A 23558-nucleotide genomic window follows, 5' to 3' on the forward strand; every position below is an offset into this window, starting at 1 on the left:
GACGCGGGAGCGACGCGCGCGAGCGCGGGCTATCGTCGCATCGAGCGAAGCGGCTTGCTTGCCGAATGCTTCGCCGCGCTGCTCGGTGAAGCGCGAGCGATCGCGATGCGCGACAGACAAATCGAAAGCGTCATCGATCGATGCTCTCGACGCATGACGGGATGCGCATGGACGCGCACGCATCGCCACGAATTCACTTCCGGCCCGTTGCGGCGAACGCTTCGCTCACCGCGAACATGGCACGCGGGACCGCTGCCCGCACGCGACGCAAGCGCGTCCGTCCGCCCGTGCTTCCGAAGCGCGACCAATCACGATTTCAGCAAGATGGAATTGCGTCGATCGGAGGTCATTGCGACACGCACGTGTCCGACGAACGTCGATTCGCGCGGCCGATAAAAACGGCTCCACCGCAAGCACGAACGACGGCAACATGCACGCCGATCCCGATACGGTTTGCACATCGCCCGGCCGCCTTTCCGCGTTTTTTGATCCATGACATAAAGAGCCGTTTAAATTGTTTTCAATCGGTAAGCTATCAGGAAGAATTGATTCGACGACAGCGAATTCAAATGCCCAGTTTGACGAATTTTGGATGGGTTCGATCAGCTCGTTTCGCATGCAAGAACCGGGATATATCGCTCGATTCCGCTGCCTGCGGAAATTCGATCGCCAAAAGCGATCGAGAGCGGATTCGGACGAGCAAAAGCAGGAAGCGTGATGAGAATCTGCATTGAAAATATTCAACCGGGGGTCACACGAGAAGAGCTTCAAGCTTTTCTATTCAAATACACCGGAAAAAAATTCACCGCTATTCAATTCATCGGGCAATCGGGCCCGAGGCCGGGCGCGCTGATCGACATCGAAGGCGCCAACTGGGGCGCACTCGCGGAAATCCGCCGCCGCCTGCACGGCATGTACTGGAAGCGGCGCCGGATCGGCATCTGGGTCTTTTCGTTCTGGGAACGCAGCGACGCGGCTGAAGCGCGGCGTCAACGCGAAGCCCGGACACAACCACCACAAGGCGGACCGATGACGACGCTCCGCCGATAACGCTCGCATCGAGCACGCACCTTCGGATTTCAAACGACGCGCGTTCCGCCGGACCGCGCATGCAAGCGGCAGACCGCCGCGCTCATCCGCCCCGGCGGACGCGCGATGGCCGCGTGCACGCCGCGATTTTGCGCGAACGCGACTGCGAGGAAACATCATGGCTGAAGTGATTCAAGAAGTCGCGGCGAAACCCGCCGCGAACAAGCTGCGACTCGGCGCGCTGACCGCGCTCGTCGTCGGGTCGATGATCGGCGGCGGCATCTTCTCGCTGCCGCAGAACATGGCGGCCACCGCCGAAGCCGGCGCGATCCTGATCGGCTGGGCGATCACCGCGGTCGGCATGCTCACGCTCGCGTTCGTGTTCCAGACGCTCGCGAACCGCAAGCCGCAGCTCGACGGCGGCGTCTACGCGTACGCGCAGGCGGGCTTCGGCGACTACATGGGCTTCTCGTCCGCGTGGGGCTACTGGATCAGCGCGTGGATCGGCAACGTCGGCTACTTCGTGCTGCTCTTCTCGACGCTCGGCTACTTCTTCCCGATATTCGGCGAAGGCAACACGCCCGCCGCGATCGCGGGCGCGTCGGTGCTGCTGTGGGCCGTGCATTTCCTCGTGCTGCGCGGGATCCGGCAAGCGGCGTTCATCAACCTCGTCACGACCGTCGCGAAGATCGTCCCGCTCGCGCTGTTCATCCTGATCTGCTTCTTCGCGTTCAAGCTCGACGTGTTCAAGGCCGACATCTGGGGCCGCGCGAACCCGTCGCTCGGCTCGGTGATGAACCAGGTCCGCAGCATGATGCTCGTGACGGTCTGGGTCTTCATCGGCATCGAAGGCGCGAGCATCTTCTCCGCGCGCGCGGAAAAGCGTAGCGACGTCGGCCGCGCGACCGTGATCGGCTTCGTCGGCGTGCTGCTCGTGCTCGTGCTCGTCAACGTGCTGTCGCTCGGCATCATGACGCAACCGCAGCTCGCGAAGCTGCAGAACCCGTCGATGGCGGCCGTGCTCGAGCACGTCGTCGGCCACTGGGGCGCCGTCCTCATCAGCGTCGGCCTCGTCGTGTCGCTCGCCGGCGCGCTGCTGTCGTGGGTGCTGCTCTGCGCGGAGATCATGTTCTCGGCCGCGAAGGACCACACGATGCCCGCGTTCCTGCGCAAGGAGAACGCGAATCACGTGCCCGCGAACGCGCTCTGGCTCACGAATGCGCTCGTCCAGGTGTTCCTGCTCATCACGCTGTTCTCGCAAAGCACCTATCTGTCGCTGATCTATCTCGCGACGTCGATGATCCTGATTCCGTATTTCTGGTCGGCCGCCTATGCGCTCCTTCTCGCCGTGCGCGGCGAGACCTACGAGAACGACGCGCGCGCCCGCCGCAAGGACGGCTTCGTCGCCGCGCTCGCCGTGCTCTACGCGGTCTGGCTGCTGTACGCGGGCGGGGTCAAGTACCTGCTGCTGTCCGCCCTTCTCTATGCGCCGGGCGCGCTCTTCTTCGCGAAGGCGAAGCGCGAGCTCGGCAAGCCGGTTTTCACCGCCGCCGAGAAACCCATCTTCGCGGCGGCGGCCGCCGCGGCGGTTCTCGCGGCCTACGCGCTCCATAGCGGGCTCATCACCCTTTGATCGAAGAGGTAACCAACATGACCAACGCCATCTCTCAAGTCGGTGTCCACTCCGAAGTCGGCAAACTGCGCAAGGTGCTCGTCTGCTCGCCGGGGCTCGCGCATCAGCGTCTCACGCCGAGCAATTGCGACGCGTTGCTGTTCGACGACGTGATGTGGGTGAACCAGGCGAAGCGCGACCACTTCGACTTCGTGTCGAAGATGCGCGAGCGCGGCGTCGAAGTGCTCGAGATGCACAACCTGCTGACCGAGACCGTCAAGAATCCCGTCGCGCTCAAGTGGATCCTCGACCGGAAGATCACGCCCGACAGCGTCGGCGTCGGCCTCGTCGACGAAATGCGCGCGTGGCTCGAAGGCCTCGAGCCGCGCGCGCTCGCCGAATTCCTGATCGGCGGCGTCGCCGCGAGCGACATCACGGGCGGCGAGCGCTCGAAGGTGCTCACGCTGTTCCGCGACTACCTCGGCCAGTCGTCGTTCGTGCTGCCGCCGCTGCCGAACATGATGTTCACGCGCGACACGTCGTGCTGGATCTACGGCGGCGTCACGCTCAATCCGATGCATTGGCCGGCGCGCCGGCAGGAGACGCTCCTCGTCGCCGCGATCTACAAGTTCCATCCGCAGTTCGCCGACGCGAAGTTCGACATCTGGTACGGCGATCCCGACCAGGATCACGGCATGGCGACGCTCGAAGGCGGCGACGTGATGCCGATCGGCCGCGGCGTCGTGCTCGTCGGGATGGGCGAGCGCACGTCGCGCCAGGCGATCGGCCAGCTCGCGCAGTCGCTGTTCGCGAAGGGGGCGGCCGAGCGCGTGATCGTCGCCGGCCTGCCGAACTCGCGCGCGTCGATGCACCTCGACACCGTGTTCAGCTTCTGCGACCGCGATCTCGTGACGGTCTTCCCGGACGTCGTGAACCGGATCGTGCCGTTCTCGCTGCGCCCGGGCGGCGACGCGCACTACGGGATCGACATCGAGCGCGAAGACAAGCCGTTCGTCGATGTCGTCGCGCAGGCGCTCGGGCTCAAGTCGCTGCGCGTCGTCGAGACGGGCGGCAACGATTTCGCGGCCGAGCGCGAGCAATGGGACGACGGCAACAACATGGTCTGCGTCGAGCCGGGCGTCGTCGTCGGCTACGACCGCAACACGTACACGAACACGCTGCTGCGCAAGGCGGGCATCGAGGTGATCACGATCGGCTCGAGCGAGCTCGGGCGCGGCCGCGGCGGCGGCCACTGCATGACCTGCCCGGTGCTGCGCGACCCCGTCGACTACTGAGCGCCGGCGCAAGCGTCGCGGCGCGCGAGCGCCGCCCTCCCGACAACCTACGGAGAAACCAGATGAGCTTCAACCTGCACAACCGCAATCTGCTGAGCCTGATGCACCACAACGCGCGCGAGCTGCGCTACCTGCTCGACCTCGCGCGCGACCTGAAGCGCGCGAAGTACAGCGGCACCGAGCAGCCGCGCCTGCTGCGCAAGAACATCGCGCTCATCTTCGAAAAAACGTCGACCCGCACGCGCTGCGCGTTCGAAGTCGCCGCGTACGATCAGGGCGCGAACGTCACGTACATCGATCCGACGTCGTCGCAGATCGGCCACAAGGAGAGCATGAAGGACACGGCGCGCGTGCTCGGCCGGATGTACGACGCGATCGAGTACCGCGGCTTCAGCCAGGAGATCGTCGAGGAGCTCGCGCACCACGCGGGCGTGCCCGTCTTCAACGGGCTCACCGACGAATACCACCCGACGCAGATGCTCGCCGACGTGATGACGATGCGCGAGCACAGCGACAAGCCGCTGCACGACATCCGCTACGCGTATCTCGGCGACGCGCGCAACAACATGGGCAATTCGCTGCTGCTGATCGGCGCGAAGCTCGGGATGGACGTGCGGATCGGCGCGCCGAAATCGCTCTGGCCCGCCGCGGACTTCGTCGCGCAATGCGAGGCGTTCGCGGCCGAAAGCGGCGCGCGGCTCACGCTGACCGAAGATCCGTACGAGGCGGTCAAGGGCGTCGATTTCATCCACACCGACGTATGGGTGTCGATGGGCGAGCCCGTCGACGCGTGGGACGAGCGGATCAAGGCGCTGCTGCCGTACCAGGTGAACCGCAAGCTGATCGAATCGACGGGCAACCCGCGCACGCGCTTCATGCACTGCCTGCCGGCGTTCCACAACTGCGAGACGAAGGTCGGCAAGGCGATCGCGGAGCGCTATCCGCATCTGAAGGACGGCATCGAAGTCACCGACGAAGTATTCGAATCGCCCCGCTGCATCGCGTTCGAGCAGGCGGAAAACCGCATGCATACGATCAAGGCGGTTCTCGTGTCGACGCTCGGCGCCATCTGACGATTCGACGCGCGCAACCGGACGGCGCGGCGCATCGCGCCGTCCGCACTTTCAAGGAGAAACATGATGCGTATCGTCATCGCATTGGGCGGCAACGCGCTCTTGCAGCGCAATCAGCCGATGACCGAGGCTCAGCAGCGGCACAACGTGAAGATCGCGGTCGCGCAGATCGCGCAGATCGCGCCCGGCAACGAGCTCGTGATCGCGCACGGCAACGGGCCGCAGGTCGGGCTCCTCGCGCTGCAGGGCGCGGCCTACGCCGAGGTCGCGCCCTACCCGCTCGACGTCCTCGGCGCGCAGACGGAAGGGATGATCGGTTATCTGATCGAGCAGGAGATGGGCAATCTGCTGCCGCCCGACGCGCCGTTCGCGACGCTGCTGACGCAAGTCGAGGTCGATCCGGCCGATCCGGCGTTCGATCATCCGACGAAGCCGATCGGCCCCGTCTACTCGCGCGACGAGGCCGAGCGGCTCGCGCAGGAAAAAGGCTGGCGCATCGCGCCCGACGGCGACCAGTTCCGCCGCGTCGTGCCGAGCCCGCGGCCGCGGCGCATCTTCGAGATCCGTCCGGTCAAGTGGCTGCTCGAGAAAGGCACGATCGTGATCTGCGCGGGCGGCGGCGGCATCCCGACGCGCTACGACGCGAGCGGCAAGCTCGCGGGCGTCGAGGCGGTGATCGACAAGGATCTGTGCGCGTCGCTGCTCGCGCGCGAGCTGCATGCGGACCTGCTCGTGATCGCGACGGTCGTCGACGGCGCGTACGTCGACTGGGGCAAACCGACGCAGTCGCTGATCGAGGCCGCGCATCCGGACGCGCTCGAACGGCTCGGCTTCGCCGCCGGCTCGATGGGGCCGAAGGTGCAGGCGGCGATGGAATTCGCGAGACAGACGGGGGGCGACGCGGTGATCGGCTCGCTGGCGGACATCGTCGCGATCGCCGAAGGCCGGGCCGGCACGCGCGTCAGCACGAAGGTGGACGGGATCCGCTACCGCAAGCCGCGGTAACGGAAGGCGTCGCGTGCGCCGGGGGGCGGGCGAAGCGGTGGACGGCCGGGCGCGATCGTCGTGGTTGGCGTCTTGATCGCGTGCAGAAGGAGGCCCGCGCGAGATCGCCGGCCGATGCGGCCCGCATCATCGTCGTCCTGCGGCCGGCGGGCAACACGCCGCGCCCCGCCCGCCCGTGCGCTCACGCCCCGCCGTCGTCGCTCTGACGGCGCGTCCACGCGCGCGCCTGCTCGTCGCGCACGAACTGCTCGACCGCGGCGGGCAGCAGGTTCCGGAACAGCCCGCCGTCGCCTTCGGTCACTTCGACCATCTTCTCGATCATCTCCTCCGGATCGAACTGCTCGAGCGGGAACGTCAGCTTCGCGGGCGTCGCCGTGTCGCGCGCCGGATCGAGCCAGCGGCGCGGCGTCTCCATCATCCGGTCGTTGAAGCCCGTGCTGTACGGCCCAGGATTGACGACCGCGATCCGGATGCCGTGCGCTTCGAGCTCCGCGTGCATCGCCTCGGCGAGCGCTTCGACCGCGTGCTTCGACGCGCAATACGCGCCCGTGTAGGCGCCCGTGATGAGCCCGGCGATCGACGACACGAACACGATCTTGCCGCGCCCGCGCGCGATCATCCCGCGCGCGACCTGCTGCGTCAGCTCGAGCGGCCCGAACACGTTGGTCTCGAACAGCTCGCGGACGATGTCGACGGGCAGATCGACGAGCGCGCCCGCTTCGCCCGCGCCGGCGTTGTTCAGCAGCACGTCGACGTTCCAATGCGCGGCTTGCGCGCGGTCGCGCGCCGACGTGACGTCGAGCTTCACGACGTCGAGCTCGACGCCGCGCCGCGCGGCCTCGGCGTTCAGTTCGGTGATCTGCGGCGCGATCTGCACGCCCGCGATCACGTGATGGCCTTTCGCGGCGAGCCGCAGCGCGACCTCGCGACCGAAGCCCGAGCCTGCGCCCGTCACCAGCATGCGTTTCTGAGTCATGTCCTTGCTCCTTGTCCTGCGTTCAGAAGGGTTGCGAAAGCGTCGACGCACGCCCGGGCGATCGCGTCGTCCTCGTCGACCGTGCCGCCCGACACGCCGACCGCGCCGATGCAGCGCCCGTGCGCGCCGACGAGCGGCAGGCCGCCGCCGAACGTGACGAGCCCGCCGTTGCTGTGCTCGATCGTCCGGATCGGCCCATCGCCCGCCGACAGCGCGCCGAGCGACGCGCTCGGCATCCGGAAGCGCGCGGACGTGCCGGCCTTGCGCGTCGCGAGGTCGATCGCGCCGATGAACGCGTCGTCCATCCGCGCGAACGCGACGAGATGCGCGCCGGCGTCGACGACGGCGATCGCGACTGCGACGCCCGCGGCGTTCAGCCGCGCGGCGTTCGCGACGCCGGCGTCGATGATGCGCTGCGCGCGTTCGAGGGTGAGTTCGGCGGACATCGGCGGCTCCTGGCGGTTCGACTGCGAGCCAGTGTAGGGATCGGCGGTATCTGAGAGAATCGCTATTCCGCTCACAAACGTATCAAGTTTTTCTAATGACTCTGCGACGCGATCCGCTCGGCGGTCTGCACGTGTTCATCAGCGTCGTCACGCACGGCAATTTCACGCGCGCGGCGGCGGCGCTCGGCTTGACGCCCGCCGCCGTGAGCCTCGCGATCGGGCAGCTCGAAAGCGAGCTGAAAGTCAAGCTGTTCAGCCGCAGCACGCGCGGCGTGAGCCTGACCGAAGCCGGCCAGCGCTATCACGACGCGACCGCGCAGCCGTACCGGCAGGTCGTCGACGCGCGCGACGCGCTGAACGACGCGCGCGACGAGCCCGAAGGCCTGCTGCGGATCAGCGCGCTGCATCTCGCGAAATCGGTCGTCACGGCCGACGTGCTCGCCGAGTTCTTCCGCCGCTACCCGAAAGTGAGCGTCGAGATTCGCTACGAGGATCATCTCGTCGATATCGTCAAGGAGCGGTTCGACGCCGGGATACGCCTGGCCGACCGGCTGCAGCCCGGGATGGTCGGCGTGAAGATCGCGCCCGCGCTCGCGTGCGCGCTCGTCGCGACGCCCGGCTATCTCGCGCAGCACGGCACGCCGGCGAAGGTCGCCGACCTCGCGCGGCACATGTGCATCCGCTTCCGCTTCCCGAAGAGCGGCCGGCTGCACAAGTGGCCGCTGCGCGACGGCCGCCGCGACGTCGATCTCGACGTCGCGGGCCGCTTCGTCAGCACCGATACGGGCGCGGTGATCGACGCCGCGCGCGCGGGCGCGGGCATCGCGTTCGTGTTCATGCGCGAGCGGATCGAGGACGACCTGCGCCGCGGCACGCTGCGCGAAGTGCTGCCGGGCGCGTGCCGCACGCTGCCGCCGATGTGGCTCTACTACGCGAACCGCAAGCACGTGCCGCCGAAGCTGCGCGCGTTCATCGCGGTGCTGCGCGAGCACGCGGCGGCCGAAGGACGGCGCTGACGGCTCGCGTTCGCCGCCGCGGCGCCGGTCCGCTCCGCGCTTCGCTCTCGCCTGGCGACGGCATGGTCCGCGCGCCTCGCGCGCAAGCGCCTGCGCGGCGCAACGCGCCGCCGCCGGCAACAATGCGCGGGATCGGCTACATTGTGCGAACCGCGCCGCCCGCCCGGGCTCGCCTTCTTCATCGATTCATCGATTCATCGACCGAGTCCCTCCATGTCCGATCTCTCCGAGTTCCCTATCACGAAGAAATGGCCCGCGCAGCATCCGGACCGCATCCAGCTCTATTCGCTGCCGACGCCGAACGGCGTCAAGGTGTCGATCCTGCTGGAGGAAACGGGGCTGCCGTACGAGCCGCACGTCGTGCGCTTCGACACGAACGACCAGATGTCGCCCGAGTTCCTGTCGCTGAACCCCAACAACAAGATTCCGGCGATCATCGATCCGCACGGTCCGGGCGGCAAGCCGCTCGCGCTGTTCGAATCGGGCGCGATCCTGCTCTATCTCGCCGACAAGACCGGCCAGTTCGTTCCGGCCGATCCCGCGCGCCGCTACGAGACGATCCAGTGGCTGATGTTCCAGATGGGCGGCATCGGGCCGATGTTCGGCCAGGTCGGCTTCTTCCACAAGTTCGCGGGCCGCGAGTACGAGGACAAGCGTCCGCGCGACCGCTACGTCGGCGAGGCGAAGCGCTTGCTCGCGGTGCTCGACGGCCGCCTCGCGGACCGCACGTGGATCATGGGCGACGCCTATACGATCGCCGATATCGCGACGTTCCCATGGGTGCGCAACCTGATCGGCTTCTATGAAGCGCGCGAGCTCGTCGAATTCGACCGCTATCCGAACGTCGCGCGCGCGCTCGACGCGTTTCTCGCGCGGCCCGCGGTCGCGCGCGGGTTGAACATTCCCGCGCGGCCGTAGCCGCGTCTCGTCACGCGGATGCGCCGCCGCGCGTGGCCGGGCAACCGGCGCCCGGCGCATAGGCGCATAGGCGGCCGCCTGCGGCTCGGCCGATCTCTTCCCGTCCGTCGCGATCATGACGGTCGTGACGGACGCGATCGGCAACGCTCAGCGCGACCGCATCGCGCAGGTCTCGCTTCCCCTCTCTTCCCGATCCGCCGCCGGGCCGTGTCCGGTCGCCCGGCCCGGCACGCGCCGCGCGCATGCATCCGATCACGGCACGCCGGTCGCGCGTTGGTGCGGATTGTTCTCCGAATGGTGCATAAAGCGCGGCGTCGTTTCGGGACGCTGTGCTTCATTTTGACCGCGAAGCCACGCCGGCCAAGGATGGCGGCGGCGTTGGCGCGCTCCTTGCGTACGGACTCCATACGAAAAGGCGCTGCGCGCGCAATCGGCGGCGGCGGCATGAACACCGGATCGGCATCGGCCGTTTTTTTGGGCTCGAATATTTTCAAAATGAAACCAATCGGCAAACAATCGGGGGCGGCCGTGCCGCAAGACGATTCGCTCGCGGCTTCCGCCCCGCCGGCGCTGCGGCTCGACGAATGGCTCCCCTACCAGTTGTTTCTGCCCGCGCAGCACGTCGCGCGCCTGCTCGCGGAGTTCTACGGCCCGCGCTACGGAATCAGCCAGCAGGCGTGGCGGATTCTCGCGACGATCGTCGACAGGCCGGGCGCGAACGCGCGGCAGATCGGCGCGGCGCTCGGCATGGACGCGGTGTCGGTCAGCCGAGGGATCGCGCAGCTCGTCGCGGCGGGCTTCGCCCGGCGCGACGCCGCGCACAACGACCGCCGCTACGCGTGCCTGATGGCGACGTCCGTCGGCCGCGACGCATTCGACGAGATCGCCGCCGTGGGCGTCGCGGCGGAGAAGCGCATGCTCGACGTGCTGACGCCCGAGCAATGCGCGCTGCTCAGGGATACGTTGCCGAAGATCGGGCGCGAGAGCGAGCGCCTCGCGATCGTCGGCTGGCAGCGCCTGCTCGACGAGCCTTGAGCGCCGGTTTCGACGGCCATTTCCGAGGGCCGGGCATCGCGCGCGGCATCGCCGCACGCGCGCGACGAACACAACGAGAACTCGATAGTGCGGCGTGTTCGCGACCAGCCGTGCCGGATGCCGTCGATCCATGCGGAAAACGATTCGGCATCCGGATCGATGCGGTTTTCGCCGGTCGTCTGGCGTCGGTGGTCGTTACCTGTCCTCGAGCGAGGGTCGACATGAACGTTCGCATAGGGTGTCTATTGTTGCTGGCCGCGATCGGCTTCGACGCGCACGCGCAATCGATCGTCAGGATCGGCGTCGCGATGCCGCTGACGGGGCCCGTCGCGCACTTGGGCAAGGATGTCCAGTTCGGCGCGCAACTGGCCGTCGACGATCTGAATCGCACGTCGCCCACGATCGGCGGCAAGCCGGTGAAGTTCGAGCTCGTCGTCGAAGACGATCAGGGCGATCCGCGCCAGGCCGTGCAGGTCGCGCAGCGCCTCGTCGACGCGCGCGTCGCGGGCGTCGTCGGCGACCTGAATTCCGGGCCGACGATCGTGGCGGCGAAAGTCTACGCGGCCGCCGGGATTCCGCAGATCGCGCCCGCCGCGACCACCCCCGCGTACACGCAGCAAGGCTACAAGACGGCGTTCCGGCTGATGGCGACCGACGACCAGCAAGGCGCGTCGCTCGCCGCGCTCGCCGCGAAGTTCGCGAAAGGCCAGCCGATCGCGCTGATCGACGATCGCGGCGCATATGGGCAGGGTCTCATCGATCAAGCGGAGAAGACGCTGCGCGCGAGCGGCGTCACGCGGATTTCGCGCGACTACACGACCGACGCCGCGGTCAATTTCGCATCGATCCTGACGCGCGTGAAAGGCGAGCATGCGGCCGTGATCGTCTACGGAGGCGCGGACGCGCAGGCGGGGCCGATGGTGCGGCAGATGAAGGCGCTCGGGCTCGACGCGATCTTCGTCGGCGGCGACGGCGTGTGCACGGGGCAATGGACCGCGCTGTCGTCGGGCGCGAACGAAGGCCAGTACTGCACGCAGGCGGGCGCCCCGCATACGAAGATGGCGGGCTACGCCGATTTCGAGCGGCGCTTCGCGGCGCGCTACGGCAAGGTGATCGTGTTCGCGCCGTACGGCTACGACGCCGTGATGCTGCTCGCCGACGCAATGCGCCGGGCGAACTCGCCCGATCCGGCCGTCTATCTGGGCGCGCTCGCGAAGACGCGCTATGACGGCGTGATCGGCAGGATCCGCTTCAATCCGCAGGGCGACAACGTCAACGGCGCGGTGACGCTCTACCGGGTGCAGCGCGGCGCGCTCGTGCCGGTGCTCGACTGACGCCGGGTTCGGCGGCCGCGCGTGCGTGCGATGTCCGAATCGCATCGATCGCATCGCAGGAGCGCCCGGCAGCCGGCCGCAGCGACAAACGAACATGGCCGGGACGGCGCGACGAGGCCAACCTGCATCGCCCGATCCATACGCCGCACACGGCACGCACACGATGGACATCCATTCGAAGAAAAATCCTGAACTCATTGCGGCCGCGGGCCCGGAGACGCCCCGGTCGCCTGGAGATCCCACATGACGGACGTAATCGAATTCGCCGGCAATCGCTCGACGCACTACAAGGACGCGCTGTCGCTCTATCCCGACGCGTGGCGGCAGGACATCGAATGCATGCGCCGCTTCCTGCGGCCGTCTCCGGGCGAGAAGATTCTCGAGATCGGCGGCGGCAGCGGCTATTTCAGCCGTGCGATCTCGGCCGCGCTCGGACCGTCCGGGCGTCTCGTCGTGACCGATCCGTCGATCGAGCAGCTCGACGCGCTGCGCGGGGCGCCCGATTCGAACATCCGCGTCGTCCAGCAGGCGGCCGACGCGCTGCATCTCGACACGCGCGATTTCGACGCGGTCTGGAGCCGCGGCGCGATCCATCACGTGACCGACAAGACGTCGGCGTTCGCCGCCTGTGCGCGTCACGTGCGTCCCGGCGCGCGCCTCGTGATCTACGACATCTTCGCGGGCACGCCGCTCGCGCGCTACTTCGACGGCTTCATCGCGAAAAGCTGCTCGACGGGACATGAAGTCGCGTTCCTGTCCGAGGAATTCGCGAAGACGCTGTGCGCACTGACCGGGTGGAGCGAGCCGCGTTTTTGCGAGGTGACGGTGCCGTGGGAATTCGACAGCCGCAAGGCGATCGGCCATTTCCTGCGGCTGCTCTTTTCGGCGACCGACGCGTATTCCGACGCCGATTGTCTGGCCGCGGCCGAGACGTTCCTGAGCGTCAGCACGACGCGCGCCGGCCATGCGCTGATGTGGCCGATGACCGTGATGGTCGCGCAGCGGCTCGCTTGACGCGCCGCGCTCGGGTGCGGAGCGGGACTTCGATATCGACGCGGCGGTGGCGATCCGGCGCCGGACGATCGCCGGCGCGCGCATTGCGCTTGCGCGAGCGGCGTTCCGGATCGTTCATTCGAATTGCAGACGAACCGGCTCGGATGAACGGTGGCCGACGTTCGACGCATGCGCATCCGCTTGCGAGGCAGCCAGCGGAAGCCCGCGCCGCACGCTTGGCTCGCCGCGCTCATCCGCGCAGGACGAGCACGTTTCCGGCGAGCACGGCCGCCGCGCCGACGAGAATCCGCGCATCCAGATGCAGCCCTTCGAACAGCGCGGACAGCCCGAGCGCGACGATCGGCACCGCGGCGAGCGTATAGGCGGCCTTGCCGGGCCCGAGCCGCCGCACGAGGTCGAAGTACAGCATGAACGTCACGCACGACGCGCCGATCGCGAGATACAGCAGGCTGCCGACGTAGCGCACCGACCAGTCGGCGACGAACGGCACGTGCTGCGCGCCGGCCCAGGCGGCGCTCGTCGCGGAGCCGACGAGCGCGCCCCAGCCGAGGATCGCGACGGTCGGCAGCCCTGCCCGCTGGTTGCGCGCGCCGACGACGGTGCCCGCCGCCGTCGCGACCGCCGCGACGAGCGCCCACGCGAAGCCGGATGCGGACCCGGCCCGCACCGTGCCGAGCGACGGCCCGACGATGATGCCGACGCCCGCGATTCCGCATGCGGCGCCCCACAGCAACGAGCGCGCGAGCGGCGTGCCGAGCAGCGCGCGGCCGAGGAGCGCGGCGAACAGCGACGACGTCGACAGCACGAGCGCGGCGAGCCCGCTCGGAATGCGCCGCGTCGCTTCGTAGAACGTGATGAACGCGAACGCGAAAAAGAGCGCGCCCTGGAGCGCGACGAACACGCGGTCCCGGCGCGGGATTCCCAGCGCTTGCCCCTTCCAGCGACCGTAGCCGAGCAGCAGCACGCCGGCGAGCGCCATGCGCATCGACACCGACCAGAGCACGGGCGTCGCGCCCGCCTGCATCGCGGTCGCGAGCGCGCCGCCGCCCCACAGCAGCGCGGTCAGGCCGAACAGGAGCGCGGTCATGACGCGCCTCGCCCGACGAGCGAGCGCCAGTCCTCGGCCTCGATCCGCGCGCTCGCGTTCTCGAGCTTGCGCAACGCCGCATCGAGCACGCGCGTTTCGTCGTCCGACAGCGTCGCGAGCAGGTTTTGCTCGATCGCAATCCCGAGCGCCGCGATTTCGTCGAACGCCGCGCGGCCTTTCGCGGTGATCGTGACGGACGCGAAGCGTCGATCGTTCTTCGCGACCGTGCGCCGCGCGAAGCCCAGCGTGACGAGCTGGCCGATGCCGCGGCTCACGGTGAACGGATCGAGCGCGCACGCGAGGCCGATCTCGGTCGCGTTCGCGCCCGCGCGATCGGCAATCACCGCCAGGATGCGCCATGCCGCCTGCGTCAGGCCGAAGCGCTCGGAATAGAACGCCTCGAGCGGGCGCGCGACCTGCGCGGCGACGACGAACAGCCGATACGGAAGCCAGTTGCCCAGGCGCAGCGGCGCAGCGGGTTTCTGCGATTTGGGGGATTTCGGCGTTCGGGTGGCGGACGGGACGGCGGGCATGCTGACGGCTCCGGATCGAATGCTTGCATGATGCAAGTATATGGCAATCAAAATTGCCGCAAGGTTTTTTGCGCATGCGATGCCGCGGCGGCCGCAAGGCCGTTTTCGTGTTTCGCGGAGAAGAAAAGGACAGGTGATCGGAAGGGCCGGACATCGCCTGGCAGCGCTCGTCTTCACGGGATGGGAGGGCCGGTTCGCGCCAAGCGACCGCGATCGTCGCGAGGCGGCACGACACGTCGCTCACCCCGTTCCACGCTCGCGTGCGAACCTCGAACCGCGAACCGTGAAATGGGCCGGCGTCCGGGCGCGACGCCGGACGCCGCGCAATCAGTCTTTCGCCTGTCCTTGAAGCAGCTTGTCGAGCAGCTTCGCGAGCTGACGCCGCTCCGCGTCGCTCAGCGAAGACAGCACGCGCCGCTGGTTGTCGACGTGCGCGACGACCACGTCGTCGATCAGCGCGAGCCCCGCCGGCGTCAGTGCGACGAGCGTGCCGCGCCCGTCCGCCGGATTCGGGCGCCGCTCGACCCACCCCGCCTTCTCGATGCGATCGATCCGGTTCGTCATGCTGCCCGACGAAATCATCGCCGCATCATAGAGCGCCGTCGGCGTCAGCGCGTACGGCGCGCCGCTGCGGCGCAGCGTCGCGAGCACGTCGAATTCGCCCGGCTGCAGGCCGTAGCGCGCGAAGAGCGGATTGAGCCTGTCGCGCGAGATGACGAGCGCCGCCTCCTGCAGCCTGCCGAGCACGATCATCGAGGACGCGTCGAGATCCGGGCGCTCGCGGCGCCACTGCTCGACCGCATGTGCTGCACGATCCATTAACCCTCCCGTCCATCCAAGTTATCTTGACGTAGAGATAAGCCGAATTTATCTTGATGCCGAGACAATTATACGTAAGGCACGCCGTCCGGCCGCCTGCTGATCCAATCGATATGCGCCCATTCGTTTCTCCTGCTTGGCGGCTCGCCGCCATCGTCCTCGTCGGCCTCAACCTGCGTCCGGTGCTCGCGTCGCTCGGGCCGCTCCTCGATACGATCCAGCGCGCGACCGGCTTGTCCGACAGCGCGGCGAGCCTGCTGACGACCGTGCCGATCCTGCTGATGGGCGCGGGCGCGCTGAGCGCGCCATGGCTCGCGCGGCGCGCCGGCGTGCGCGCGGGCGTGTGGCTCGGCGTCGCGCTGATCGGGCTCGCGTGCGCGGCGCGCGCCGCGGCGAGCACGCCCGCCGTGCTGCTTGCTTCCGCGCTCTGCGCGGGGCTCGGCATCGCGGCCGTGCAGGCGCTCCTGCCCGCCTTCATCAAGGCCGAATTCGCCGCGCGCGCGGGCAGCGTGATGGGCTTCTATTCGACGTCGATCATGGGCGGCGCCGTATTCGCGAGCGTCGCGACGCCATTTGCCGCGCACGCGATCGGCTGGACGCTCGCGCTCGCCGGCTGGGCGTTGCCCGCCGTCGCGGCCGCGATGCTGTGGCCGCCCGCCACGCGCGCGGCGGCCCGCGACGCGCATGCGCGCCCGGCCGCGCGGCGCACGCACGGCGCGCGCGCCTGGCTGCTCGCCGCTTTCTTCGGCCTCGGCACGGGCGCCTACACGCTCGTGCTTGCGTGGCTGCCGCCCTATTACGTGTCGCTCGGCTGGTCGCCCGAAGCGGCGGGCGGCCTGCTCGGCGGCGTGACGCTCGCCGAGGTCGTCGCGGGGCTCACCGTGTCGACGTTCATCGATCGCCTGCCGGATCGCCGCCCCGCGCTCTTCGCCGCGATCGCGTCGCTGTTCGCCGGCTTGATTGCGCTGATCGCGGCGCCGCTCGATTTCGCATTGCCCGCGTCGCTGCTGATCGGCCTCGGCATCGGCGCACTGTTCCCGCTGCCGCTGATCGTCGCGCTCGATCACGCGCCGAGCGCGGCCGAGGCCGGCGCGCTCGCCGGATTCGTCCAGGGAATCGGCTACCTGATCGCGGGCCTCTTCCCGTTCGTCGCGGGCGTGATCCGGCAGAACGTCGCCGATCTGTCGCCGGCGTGGGGCTTCATGGCCGCCGTGTGCGCCGTGATGGCAGCGATGGCCGCGCGCTTCGCGCCGCTGCGGCTCGCCGTCGCGCGAAGCGGCGCGTGATTTGATTTGCGTGCTTCGCGAGACGCGGTGCGTATGCCGTGCGTTTTCCGGCGTCTCGCGTCAAATCGTCAAGTCGTCCATGTCCGTCATGCTTGTCGCGTCGCCGGCGACGGCCGCAGTGGCGGCGGTCGGATCGAGGCCGCCGTGGCGGCACGATTTCGGCGGGATCCGGCGATTCGATTCGCCGACGCGGCGACCAGCACGCGATTGCCGGCTCGACTGCCGGCGCGGGGCACTGCGCCGCTTCGGGCGCAACGACGCGTGCGTCACGACTCGCATCCCGCTTCGCCGGCGCAATCATCGACCGCGAATGGCGCCCGTTCCTCGCTTCCGTGAGCTACGCTGCATGACATGGATCGGCGCGGACATGTCGCGTCAGAAGGCAGGTTCTCGCGTCGCCGGATCGCGCGCCGACGATCGCATGCGATGCGCGATCCCGGGATCCGCCGCGCAGCGTGCGCTTTCCTTCACGCGCCGAATTTCGCGAGCCGACCTCGGCGCATTGGCGCGTCGCCGGTGCGCGCCGCTCCAGATCCGATCCGGAACTCGTTCCGAGCGTCACGGTCCCTATTGAACTTCATGCCCCTATCGAACCGATCCGGCCAAGGAAATTCCCATGATGTCGACTCGACTCCGTCATCTCGTCGCGACCGCGCTCGTGCTGTCCGCCGGTGCGTTCGCCGCGCCTGCCGGCGCGGCGTCCGACGTCGCGTGCCGGCCGGACGAGACGATGCCGAAGCGGCAGTTCCGCGGCACGTGGATTGCGTCGGTGATCAACATCGACTGGCCGTCCCGCCCGGGCCTCGCCGTCGCCGATCAGCAGGCCGAGCTGCGCGCCTGGCTCGACGACGCGGTCCGCATGAACCGCAACGCGGTGATCCTGCAGATCCGTCCGACCGCGGACGCGTTCTGGCCGTCGCCGTTCGAGCCGTGGTCGAAGTATCTGACGGGCACGCAGGGTGGCGATCCGGGCTACGATCCGCTCGCGTTCGCCGTGGCCGAAGCGCATCGGCGCAATCTCGAGCTGCATGCGTGGTTCAATCCATATCGCATCGCGATGGACGGGCGCATCGACGCGCTCGTTCCCACGCACCCGGCCCGCCAGCATCCGGACTGGGTCGTCCGCTACGGCGGCAAGCTGTACTACAACCCGGGCGTCCCGGCCGTGCGCGCGTTCGTCGTCGACGCGATCATGGATGCGGTCGGCCGCTACGATGTCGACGGCGTTCATCTCGACGACTACTTCTATCCGTATCCGGTCAAGGGCGAGACGTTCGACGATGCGTCGGCTTACGCGCAATACGGCGCCGGCTTTCCGACGCTCGCCGACTGGCGCCGCGACAACGTCGACCGCCTCGTCGAGACGCTCGCGCGGCGCATCAAGGCCGCGAAGCCGTGGGTGAAATTCGGGATCTCGCCGTTCGCGGTCTGGCGCAATGCGGCGACCGATCCGGAGGGCTCGCCGACCTCGGCCGCCGTGCAGACCTACGACGACCTGTACGCGGACACGCGCCGATGGCTGCGCGAGCGCTGGATCGATTACGTCGTCCCGCAGGTGTATTGGGCGCAAGGCTTCGCGCCCGCCGATTACGACAAGGTCGTGTCGTGGTGGGCGAACGAGGCGCGCGGCGGCGACGTGCACCTGTACATCGGGCAGGCGGCGTACAAGGTCGGCACGTCGAATCAATCGCCGGGCTGGTCGGAGCCCGCCGAATTGAGCAACCACCTGGCGTTCAATCGCACCGTCCCCGAGGTGAAGGGCGACATCTACTTTTCCGCGAAGGACGTGCGCGCGGACCGTCTCGGCGCGACGACGCTCGTCAATCGCACGTGGTATTCGCGTCCCGCGCTCGTGCCGGCGATGCGCGCGATCGACGCGTCTTCGCCGCCGCCCGCGAAGGATCTTCGCGCGGAGCGGACGCCGGACGGCGTGCGGCTCCGATGGACGCCGCGTTCGAACGGCGCGACGTCGTACGCGATCTATCGCCACGAGCCGGGTCGGCACGACATGTGCGCCGACCACGACGCGCGCCATTTGCTGGCGACGGTTCGGGGAACCGAATATGTCGACATCACCGCGCGCGCCGATCGCGAATACCGTTACGCGGTCACCGCGCTCGATCGTCTGTGGAACGAAAGCGAGCCGATCGACATCGTCACGCCGGCCGCGGCGGCGCACTGACGCGACCGCTCGGACGCGCCGACAACGAAGCGCCGCGCAGACGGTCGCAAACGGCCCGACGCATCGGCGCCGGAAGCGGCGTGCGGCGTCGGAGGCCGGCGGCACGGTTCGACAAAAGGCGCCGCGAATCGCCCCGCTCCGCCGACGCCCCGCTCCGCCGACGCCCCGTCCGCCGGGCCTTGAACGTCGCACACCGACATCGACGCGCGCGCCGGCGCATGCACGCCGCTGGAGAAACACTCGATCCCTTCGCGTTCGCACGCGTCCCCGACGCGCCCGCATCGACGCATGCGCCGGCACGCGCCGCCCGAAGCGGCCGTCAACCCTTCGCGTAGAGCGTCGACTCGTCGAAGCCCTTTGCGTCGAGCACGCGCCCGATCAGGATCAGTGCGGTGCGCTCGATCGGCGTGCCGGCGACCTTGTCGACGATATCGGCGAGCGTGCCCGTCACGCGCGCCTCGTCGGGCCAGCTCGCGCGGTAGATCACCGCGATCGGGCAGTCGGTGCCGTAATGCGGCAGCACATCGGCGACGATCCGCGCGAGATGCCGCACGCCGAGATGGATCGCGAGCGTCGCGCGGTGCGCGGCGAGGCTCGTCAGCGTCTCGCCTTCGGGCATCGTCGTCTTGCCCGCGTAGCGCGTGAGGATCACGGTCTGCGCGACGCCCGGCAGCGTCAGCTCGACGCCGAGCGCCGCCGCGCACGCGGCCGTCGCGGTCACGCCGGGCACGATCTCGTAAGGAATCCCGAGCGCGGCGAGCCGGCGGATCTGCTCGCCGATCGCGCCGTACAGCGACGGGTCGCCGGAATGCACGCGCGCGACGTCCTGCCCTTTCGCGTGCGCCTGCGCGAGCAGCGCGACGATCGCGTCGAGATCGAGCTCCGCCGTGTTCACCACCTGTTCGGCGCGATGGCCGTCGAGCACCGCGGCCGGCACGAGCGAGCCCGCGTACAGGATCACCGGGCAATTGCGCACGAGGCGCTGGCCCTTCACCGTGATCAGCTCGGGGTCGCCCGGACCCGCGCCGATGAAGTACACCGTCATTCAATGCTCCGTCATTCGATGATTCGTTTCGAGGATGCGATGGGCGCGCCGCGCATCATGCGCCGCGCGCCGTGCGTATCGGCGGGCGCATTGCTTCGGCGAAGCGGACATTCGCGTTCGCCGGGTGCCGCGGCCATTGCCCGTATCGCGACCCGCGCGCTGCGCGGCGGTTCGTGCGCCGGATCGTCCGCGTGCAGTCGCCGTCCCGGCGTCGCGCGCCGACGCAATCGCGCTGAGCACGCCGCTCGTCGCAGCGCGTGAAATGCACGCGGCGCATGGCCGTTCGCGTTCGATCATCGTCCCGGCGTCTCGCTTCGATGCAACTGCACCGAATACGCCGCTCGTCGCAACGCGAGAAATCCGCACGGTGCACGGCCCTTCCCGGTCGGCGCGTCGCGCCGATCTCTCGCTCGAAAGCAAATGCACACGCGGTTCATCACGACGCGCGAAACGCACGAAACGCGCGCAGCGCGTCGGCGAGCGCGGCCGTGTCGCCGAATTCGCGATCCGCATCGGGCAGCGCCGGCCGCTCGACCATCACGACCGGAACACTCCGCTCGCGCGCGACGTCGAGCTTCGCTTCCGTCGCCGCGCCGCCGCTGTTCTTGCTGACGACGACGTCGATCCCGGCAGTCGCGAAGAGCGCGCGCTCGCCGTCGACCGTAAACGGCCCGCGTGCGGCGAGCACGTGCGCGCGCGCGTTGCCCGGATGCGCGTCGAGGCAGCGCACGATCCAGTGCTGATGCGGCGGGATGTCGTCGAGATGCGCGAGCGGCTCGCGCCCGAGCGTGAAAAGCGGCCGCGCGAACGGCGCGATCGCGGCGGCGACGCCGTCCCAATCGGCGACGCCGCGCCAGTCGTCGCCCGGCTGCGGCCGCCATGGCGCGCGGCGCAGCGCCCAGTGCCGGACGCCGGCCGCGCGGCACGCGGCGGCCGCGTTCGCGCTGATCCGCGCGGCGAACGGATGCGTCGCGTCGACGACGAGCGCGATCGCGTGCTCGCGCAGATAGCGCGCGAGCCCGTCGGCGCCGCCGAAGCCGCCGACGCGCACGCCGCATGCGAGATCGTCCGGCACCTTGCCGAGGCCGGCGAGGCTGTATACGTCGCTCGGCGCGAGCGTGCGCGCGACGCGCAGCGCGTCGCCCGTGCCGCCGAGCAGCAGCACGCGGCGCGCGCTCATGGCGCGACGCCGACGATGCGGCCCTCGCGGTCGATCGCGAGCGCCTCGACTTCGACCCCGTCGGGCACGATGTCGCGCGCGACGCGACGCACGTGCGCGCAGACGACGTCGCCGAGCGGCACGTGGTGCGCGAGCGCGAGCGCCAACGCCTGCTGGCTCGTGTTCGCCGCGCGGATCTCGTGCCGCAGCACGGCGCTCGCGCCGGCTTCGCCCGCCCACTCGGCGAGCAGCGGCAAGTCGATGCTCGAATGGCGGCTGTGCAGATCGAGGTGGCCCGCCGCAAGCTTGCTCAGCTTGCCGAAGCCGCCGCACAGCGTGAGCCGCTCGACGGGCGCGCGGCGCAGGTACTTGAGCACCGCGCCCGCGAAATCGCCCATTTCGATCAGCGCGATGTCGGGGAGGCCGTAGCGCGCGCGCACCGCGTCCTCGCTCGCGTTGCCGGTGCACGCGGCGATGTGCCGCACGCCGTTCGCCCGCGCGACGTCGATCCCCTGATGAATCGACGCGATGTACGCGGAGCACGAGAACGGCCGCACGATGCCCGTCGTGCCGAGGATCGACAATCCGCCGACGATCCCGAGACGCGGATTCATCGTCTTCAACGCGAGCGCTGCGCCGCCTTCCACGCCGATCTCGACGTCGAAGCCGCCCGCGTAGCCATGCTCGGCCGCGAGCGCGACGAGGTGCTCGGTCATCATCCGGCGCGGCACCGGGTTGATCGCCGGCTCGCCGACCGGGATCGTGAGCCCCGCCCGCGTGACCGTGCCGACGCCCGGCCCCGCGCGAAAACGCACGCCAGGCTCGTGGACGAGCTGCACGCGCGCGAACACGAGCGCGCCGTGCGTGACGTCGGGATCATCGCCCGCGTCCTTGATCGTGCCCGCCTCGGCACCGCCGTCGTCGGTCGCGCGGCAGAACTCGAGCCGCATCGCGACGTGCTGCCCCTTCGGCAGCACGATCTCGACCATGTCGCTCGCGTGCCCGCTCAACAGCAGGCGCGCGGCCGCGAGCGACGTCGCGGTCGCGCAGCTGCCCGTCGTGTAGCCGAAGCGCAGCGGCGCCCGCTGCTCGGGCGTTTCGTCGCGCATCATCCGCGCTCCGGCTGCCTATCGTGCAGCTCGCGCGGCTTGCGCGCGTCGTACAGCGTGACGGGCAGCGCCTGCCGCCATGCGTCGAAGCCGCCGAGCGGCTGCGCGTGCGCGACCGACACGCGCGTGAGCGTGCCGCCGTGCCGCTCGCGCCATGCGACGAGCGAGGCTTCGCCTTGCAGCGTGACCGCGTGCGCGACGAAGCGGCCGCCCGGCTTCAGGCCTGCCCAGCACGCGTCGAGCACGCCGTCGCGGCTCACGCCGCCGCCGACGAACACCGCGTCGGGCGCGGGCAGGCCCGCGAGCGCGTCGGGCGCGCGGCCCGCGACGAGTTCGAGCGCGGGCACGCCGAGCGCGTCGCGGTTGTGCTCGATGAAGCGCTGCCGGTCCGGGTGCGCTTCGATCGCGATCGTCCTGCAAGTCGGATGTGCGCGCATCCATTCGATGCCGATCGACCCGCAGCCCGCGCCGACGTCCCACAGCAATTCGCCCGGCGCGGGCGCGAGCCGGGCGAGCGCGAGCGCGCGCAGATCGCGTTTCGTGAGCTGGCCGTCGTGGCGGTACGCGTCGTCGGGCAAGCCGGGCGTGAGCGCGAGACGCGGCGCGTCGTCGCACGCGCGGCATTCGATCGCGACGAGATTGAGCGCCGCCGTGCGCGCGTCGCCCCATGCTTGCGCACGCGCGTCGATGCGCCGCTCGAGCGGGCCGCCGAGATGCTCGAACACGCTGAGCGCGCTCGGCCCGAAGCCGCGTGCGACGAGCGCGCCCGCGATCGCGGCGGGCGTCGCGCCGTCGGCGCTCAGCACGAACAGGCGCCGGCCCGGATACAGATGCCGGTGGAGCGACGCGAGCGGCCGGCCGACGAGCGACACCGCGTCGACGTCCTGCAGCGCCCAGCCGACGCGCGCGGCCGCGAGCGACAGCGACGACGGCGCGGGCAGTACGCGCCATTCGTGCGGCGCGAGCGTGCGTACGAGCGTCGCGCCGACGCCGAACAGCATCGGATCGCCGCTCGCGAGCACGCACGCGCGCGCGGGACGGCGCGCGAGAAGCGGCGCGAGATCGAACGGCTTCGGCCACGGTGCGCGCTCGGCCCCATGCCGCGCCGGCAGCATCGCGAGATGACGCTCGCCGCCCATCACCACCGCCGCCTCCGCGAGCGCGCGCCGCGCGCTCTTGCCGAGCCCCGCGTATCCGTCGTCGCCGATGCCCACCACCGTCAACCACGCGGTCATCCGTCGTACTCCATCGTGTTCCTGTCGATCCTGAAAGCGTCGCCCGCGCGCCGCGCATCCTGCGCGCGGGCGTGGCGAAAAAAGGCATAATACAGCGTCCGTCGACCGGCGCCCTACGGGGCCCAAGAGGGAACGCAGGGCGCGCCGCGCCGCTGCGGCTGCCCCCGCAACTGTGAGTAGCGAGTCCGCATCCGATCCACGCCACTGGCCACGCCGCCCACTCGCGGCCGCCGGGAAGGCCCGCTGCGGATGACGACCTGCCAGCCAGGAGACCTGCCGGGACGTTTCGTTCGTGCCAGCCAACATCGGGCGGGGTGTACCGATGCCGTAGCCCGCCGCCCGTGCGCATT

The 23558-nt window shown here is 69.4% G+C and carries 21 protein-coding genes and 1 riboswitch; of the genes, 12 read left to right on the plus strand and 9 right to left on the minus strand.

Going from position 1 to position 23558, the window contains the following annotated elements; translation table 11 throughout:
• The first annotated feature begins 717 nt into the window (after positions 1–717).
• The 5 genes from BG90_RS31145 to arcC all read left to right on the plus strand — a co-directional run bounded on the left by BG90_RS31145 (position 718) and on the right by arcC (position 6014).
• Entirely contained in the window at positions 718–1050 is a 333-nt protein-coding gene (locus BG90_RS31145) for a hypothetical protein (RefSeq protein WP_010103601.1), read from the plus strand.
• Positions 1051–1207: 157 nt separating this feature from the next.
• Positions 1208–2662: an arginine-ornithine antiporter gene (arcD, locus tag BG90_RS16840; RefSeq protein WP_010115363.1), complete on the plus strand. Its 1455-nt coding sequence runs from the start codon at positions 1208–1210 to the stop codon at positions 2660–2662.
• 17 nt (positions 2663–2679) lie between these two features.
• Positions 2680–3936 carry an arginine deiminase gene (gene arcA, locus BG90_RS16845; protein ID WP_010103603.1) on the plus strand — a complete coding sequence of 419 codons (1257 nt, stop codon included), beginning with the start codon at positions 2680–2682 and terminating at the stop codon, positions 3934–3936.
• 62 nt (positions 3937–3998) lie between these two features.
• Positions 3999–5009, plus strand: a complete 1011-nt coding sequence (locus tag BG90_RS16850; protein WP_010103604.1) for an ornithine carbamoyltransferase — start codon at positions 3999–4001, stop codon at positions 5007–5009.
• A gap of 63 nt (positions 5010–5072) precedes the next feature.
• Positions 5073–6014: a carbamate kinase gene (gene arcC, locus BG90_RS16855; RefSeq protein WP_010115364.1), complete on the plus strand. Its 942-nt coding sequence runs from the start codon at positions 5073–5075 to the stop codon at positions 6012–6014.
• Positions 6015–6195: 181 nt separating this feature from the next.
• On the opposite strand, the gene BG90_RS16860 is transcribed toward arcC, so the two are convergent.
• On the minus strand, positions 6196–6990 hold the full coding sequence (locus BG90_RS16860) for an SDR family oxidoreductase (protein ID WP_010103606.1): 795 nt from the start codon (positions 6988–6990) through the stop codon (positions 6196–6198).
• Positions 6987–7436, minus strand: coding sequence for a GlcG/HbpS family heme-binding protein (locus BG90_RS16865; RefSeq protein ID WP_010103607.1), 450 nt, complete (start codon positions 7434–7436; stop codon positions 6987–6989). The genes BG90_RS16860 and BG90_RS16865 overlap by 4 nt, the downstream gene beginning before the upstream one ends.
• A gap of 95 nt (positions 7437–7531) precedes the next feature.
• Here BG90_RS16865 and BG90_RS16870 point away from each other — a divergent pair, with 95 nt between their 5' ends.
• The 5 genes from BG90_RS16870 to BG90_RS16890 all read left to right on the plus strand — a co-directional run bounded on the left by BG90_RS16870 (position 7532) and on the right by BG90_RS16890 (position 12753).
• Positions 7532–8452 (plus strand): LysR family transcriptional regulator, encoded by a 921-nt coding sequence (locus BG90_RS16870; protein WP_010115366.1) that lies wholly within the window; start codon positions 7532–7534, stop codon positions 8450–8452.
• Between the two features lie 213 nt (positions 8453–8665).
• Positions 8666–9370 (plus strand): glutathione S-transferase N-terminal domain-containing protein, encoded by a 705-nt coding sequence (locus tag BG90_RS16875; RefSeq protein ID WP_010115368.1) that lies wholly within the window; start codon positions 8666–8668, stop codon positions 9368–9370.
• A gap of 495 nt (positions 9371–9865) precedes the next feature.
• Complete coding sequence (locus BG90_RS16880; RefSeq protein WP_010103610.1) at positions 9866–10405, plus strand: MarR family winged helix-turn-helix transcriptional regulator; 540 nt, start codon at positions 9866–9868, stop codon at positions 10403–10405.
• A gap of 221 nt (positions 10406–10626) precedes the next feature.
• Positions 10627–11739 (plus strand): branched-chain amino acid ABC transporter substrate-binding protein, encoded by a 1113-nt coding sequence (locus tag BG90_RS16885; RefSeq protein WP_025989808.1) that lies wholly within the window; start codon positions 10627–10629, stop codon positions 11737–11739.
• Positions 11740–11982: 243 nt separating this feature from the next.
• Entirely contained in the window at positions 11983–12753 is a 771-nt protein-coding gene (locus BG90_RS16890; protein ID WP_010115370.1) for a class I SAM-dependent methyltransferase, read from the plus strand.
• A 229-nt stretch (positions 12754–12982) separates the two neighbouring features.
• On the opposite strand, the gene BG90_RS16895 is transcribed toward BG90_RS16890, so the two are convergent.
• From BG90_RS16895 to BG90_RS16905, 3 genes are all read right to left on the minus strand, one after another.
• Positions 12983–13840, minus strand: coding sequence for a DMT family transporter (locus tag BG90_RS16895; RefSeq protein WP_010115372.1), 858 nt, complete (start codon positions 13838–13840; stop codon positions 12983–12985).
• Positions 13837–14373 carry a MarR family winged helix-turn-helix transcriptional regulator gene (locus tag BG90_RS16900; RefSeq protein ID WP_010115375.1) on the minus strand — a complete coding sequence of 179 codons (537 nt, stop codon included), beginning with the start codon at positions 14371–14373 and terminating at the stop codon, positions 13837–13839. Before BG90_RS16900 ends, BG90_RS16895 begins: the two co-directional genes overlap by 4 nt.
• A gap of 327 nt (positions 14374–14700) precedes the next feature.
• Positions 14701–15192, minus strand: a complete 492-nt coding sequence (locus BG90_RS16905; protein ID WP_010115376.1) for a MarR family winged helix-turn-helix transcriptional regulator — start codon at positions 15190–15192, stop codon at positions 14701–14703.
• A 113-nt stretch (positions 15193–15305) separates the two neighbouring features.
• On the opposite strand from BG90_RS16905, the gene BG90_RS16910 reads away from it, so the two are divergent.
• Positions 15306–16478 (plus strand): MFS transporter, encoded by a 1173-nt coding sequence (locus BG90_RS16910; RefSeq protein WP_045568238.1) that lies wholly within the window; start codon positions 15306–15308, stop codon positions 16476–16478.
• Between the two features lie 616 nt (positions 16479–17094).
• On the plus strand, positions 17095–18660 hold the full coding sequence (locus BG90_RS16920; protein ID WP_010115384.1) for a glycoside hydrolase family 10-like protein: 1566 nt from the start codon (positions 17095–17097) through the stop codon (positions 18658–18660).
• A 319-nt stretch (positions 18661–18979) separates the two neighbouring features.
• On the opposite strand, the gene cobM is transcribed toward BG90_RS16920, so the two are convergent.
• From cobM to BG90_RS16945, 4 genes are all read right to left on the minus strand, one after another.
• Complete coding sequence (gene cobM / locus BG90_RS16925; protein WP_010115386.1) at positions 18980–19705, minus strand: precorrin-4 C(11)-methyltransferase; 726 nt, start codon at positions 19703–19705, stop codon at positions 18980–18982.
• A gap of 436 nt (positions 19706–20141) precedes the next feature.
• Positions 20142–20885, minus strand: coding sequence for a cobalt-precorrin-6A reductase (locus BG90_RS16935; protein WP_045568239.1), 744 nt, complete (start codon positions 20883–20885; stop codon positions 20142–20144).
• Positions 20882–21976 (minus strand): cobalt-precorrin-5B (C(1))-methyltransferase, encoded by a 1095-nt coding sequence (locus BG90_RS16940; RefSeq protein ID WP_010115398.1) that lies wholly within the window; start codon positions 21974–21976, stop codon positions 20882–20884. Before BG90_RS16940 ends, BG90_RS16935 begins: the two co-directional genes overlap by 4 nt.
• Positions 21973–23208 carry a bifunctional cobalt-precorrin-7 (C(5))-methyltransferase/cobalt-precorrin-6B (C(15))-methyltransferase gene (locus BG90_RS16945; RefSeq protein ID WP_010115400.1) on the minus strand — a complete coding sequence of 412 codons (1236 nt, stop codon included), beginning with the start codon at positions 23206–23208 and terminating at the stop codon, positions 21973–21975. Before BG90_RS16945 ends, BG90_RS16940 begins: the two co-directional genes overlap by 4 nt.
• An 89-nt stretch (positions 23209–23297) precedes the next feature.
• Positions 23298–23503: riboswitch (cobalamin riboswitch) on the plus strand.
• The last annotated feature ends 55 nt before the right edge of the window (positions 23504–23558 follow it).

The organism is Burkholderia oklahomensis C6786, assembly GCF_000959365.1.
Taxonomy (GTDB): domain Bacteria; phylum Pseudomonadota; class Gammaproteobacteria; order Burkholderiales; family Burkholderiaceae; genus Burkholderia; species Burkholderia oklahomensis.

What these genes read in the sequence shown, in the direction of transcription:
- BG90_RS31145 (WP_010103601.1), top strand. Translation starts at nt 718, where the DNA reads ATGAGAATCTGCATTGAAAATATTCAACCGGGGGTCACACGAGAAGAG.
- arcD (WP_010115363.1), top strand. Translation starts at nt 1,208, where the DNA reads ATGGCTGAAGTGATTCAAGAAGTCGCGGCGAAACCCGCCGCGAACAAG.
- arcA (WP_010103603.1), top strand. Translation starts at nt 2,680, where the DNA reads ATGACCAACGCCATCTCTCAAGTCGGTGTCCACTCCGAAGTCGGCAAA.
- BG90_RS16850 (WP_010103604.1), top strand. Translation starts at nt 3,999, where the DNA reads ATGAGCTTCAACCTGCACAACCGCAATCTGCTGAGCCTGATGCACCAC.
- arcC (WP_010115364.1), top strand. Translation starts at nt 5,073, where the DNA reads ATGATGCGTATCGTCATCGCATTGGGCGGCAACGCGCTCTTGCAGCGC.
- BG90_RS16860 (WP_010103606.1), bottom strand. Translation starts at nt 6,990, where the DNA reads ATGACTCAGAAACGCATGCTGGTGACGGGCGCAGGCTCGGGCTTCGGT.
- BG90_RS16865 (WP_010103607.1), bottom strand. Translation starts at nt 7,436, where the DNA reads ATGTCCGCCGAACTCACCCTCGAACGCGCGCAGCGCATCATCGACGCC.
- BG90_RS16870 (WP_010115366.1), top strand. Translation starts at nt 7,532, where the DNA reads ATGACTCTGCGACGCGATCCGCTCGGCGGTCTGCACGTGTTCATCAGC.
- BG90_RS16875 (WP_010115368.1), top strand. Translation starts at nt 8,666, where the DNA reads ATGTCCGATCTCTCCGAGTTCCCTATCACGAAGAAATGGCCCGCGCAG.
- BG90_RS16880 (WP_010103610.1), top strand. Translation starts at nt 9,866, where the DNA reads ATGAAACCAATCGGCAAACAATCGGGGGCGGCCGTGCCGCAAGACGAT.
- BG90_RS16885 (WP_025989808.1), top strand. Translation starts at nt 10,627, where the DNA reads ATGAACGTTCGCATAGGGTGTCTATTGTTGCTGGCCGCGATCGGCTTC.
- BG90_RS16890 (WP_010115370.1), top strand. Translation starts at nt 11,983, where the DNA reads ATGACGGACGTAATCGAATTCGCCGGCAATCGCTCGACGCACTACAAG.
- BG90_RS16895 (WP_010115372.1), bottom strand. Translation starts at nt 13,840, where the DNA reads ATGACCGCGCTCCTGTTCGGCCTGACCGCGCTGCTGTGGGGCGGCGGC.
- BG90_RS16900 (WP_010115375.1), bottom strand. Translation starts at nt 14,373, where the DNA reads ATGCCCGCCGTCCCGTCCGCCACCCGAACGCCGAAATCCCCCAAATCG.
- BG90_RS16905 (WP_010115376.1), bottom strand. Translation starts at nt 15,192, where the DNA reads ATGGATCGTGCAGCACATGCGGTCGAGCAGTGGCGCCGCGAGCGCCCG.
- BG90_RS16910 (WP_045568238.1), top strand. Translation starts at nt 15,306, where the DNA reads ATGCGCCCATTCGTTTCTCCTGCTTGGCGGCTCGCCGCCATCGTCCTC.
- BG90_RS16920 (WP_010115384.1), top strand. Translation starts at nt 17,095, where the DNA reads ATGATGTCGACTCGACTCCGTCATCTCGTCGCGACCGCGCTCGTGCTG.
- cobM (WP_010115386.1), bottom strand. Translation starts at nt 19,705, where the DNA reads ATGACGGTGTACTTCATCGGCGCGGGTCCGGGCGACCCCGAGCTGATC.
- BG90_RS16935 (WP_045568239.1), bottom strand. Translation starts at nt 20,885, where the DNA reads ATGAGCGCGCGCCGCGTGCTGCTGCTCGGCGGCACGGGCGACGCGCTG.
- BG90_RS16940 (WP_010115398.1), bottom strand. Translation starts at nt 21,976, where the DNA reads ATGATGCGCGACGAAACGCCCGAGCAGCGGGCGCCGCTGCGCTTCGGC.
- BG90_RS16945 (WP_010115400.1), bottom strand. Translation starts at nt 23,208, where the DNA reads ATGACCGCGTGGTTGACGGTGGTGGGCATCGGCGACGACGGATACGCG.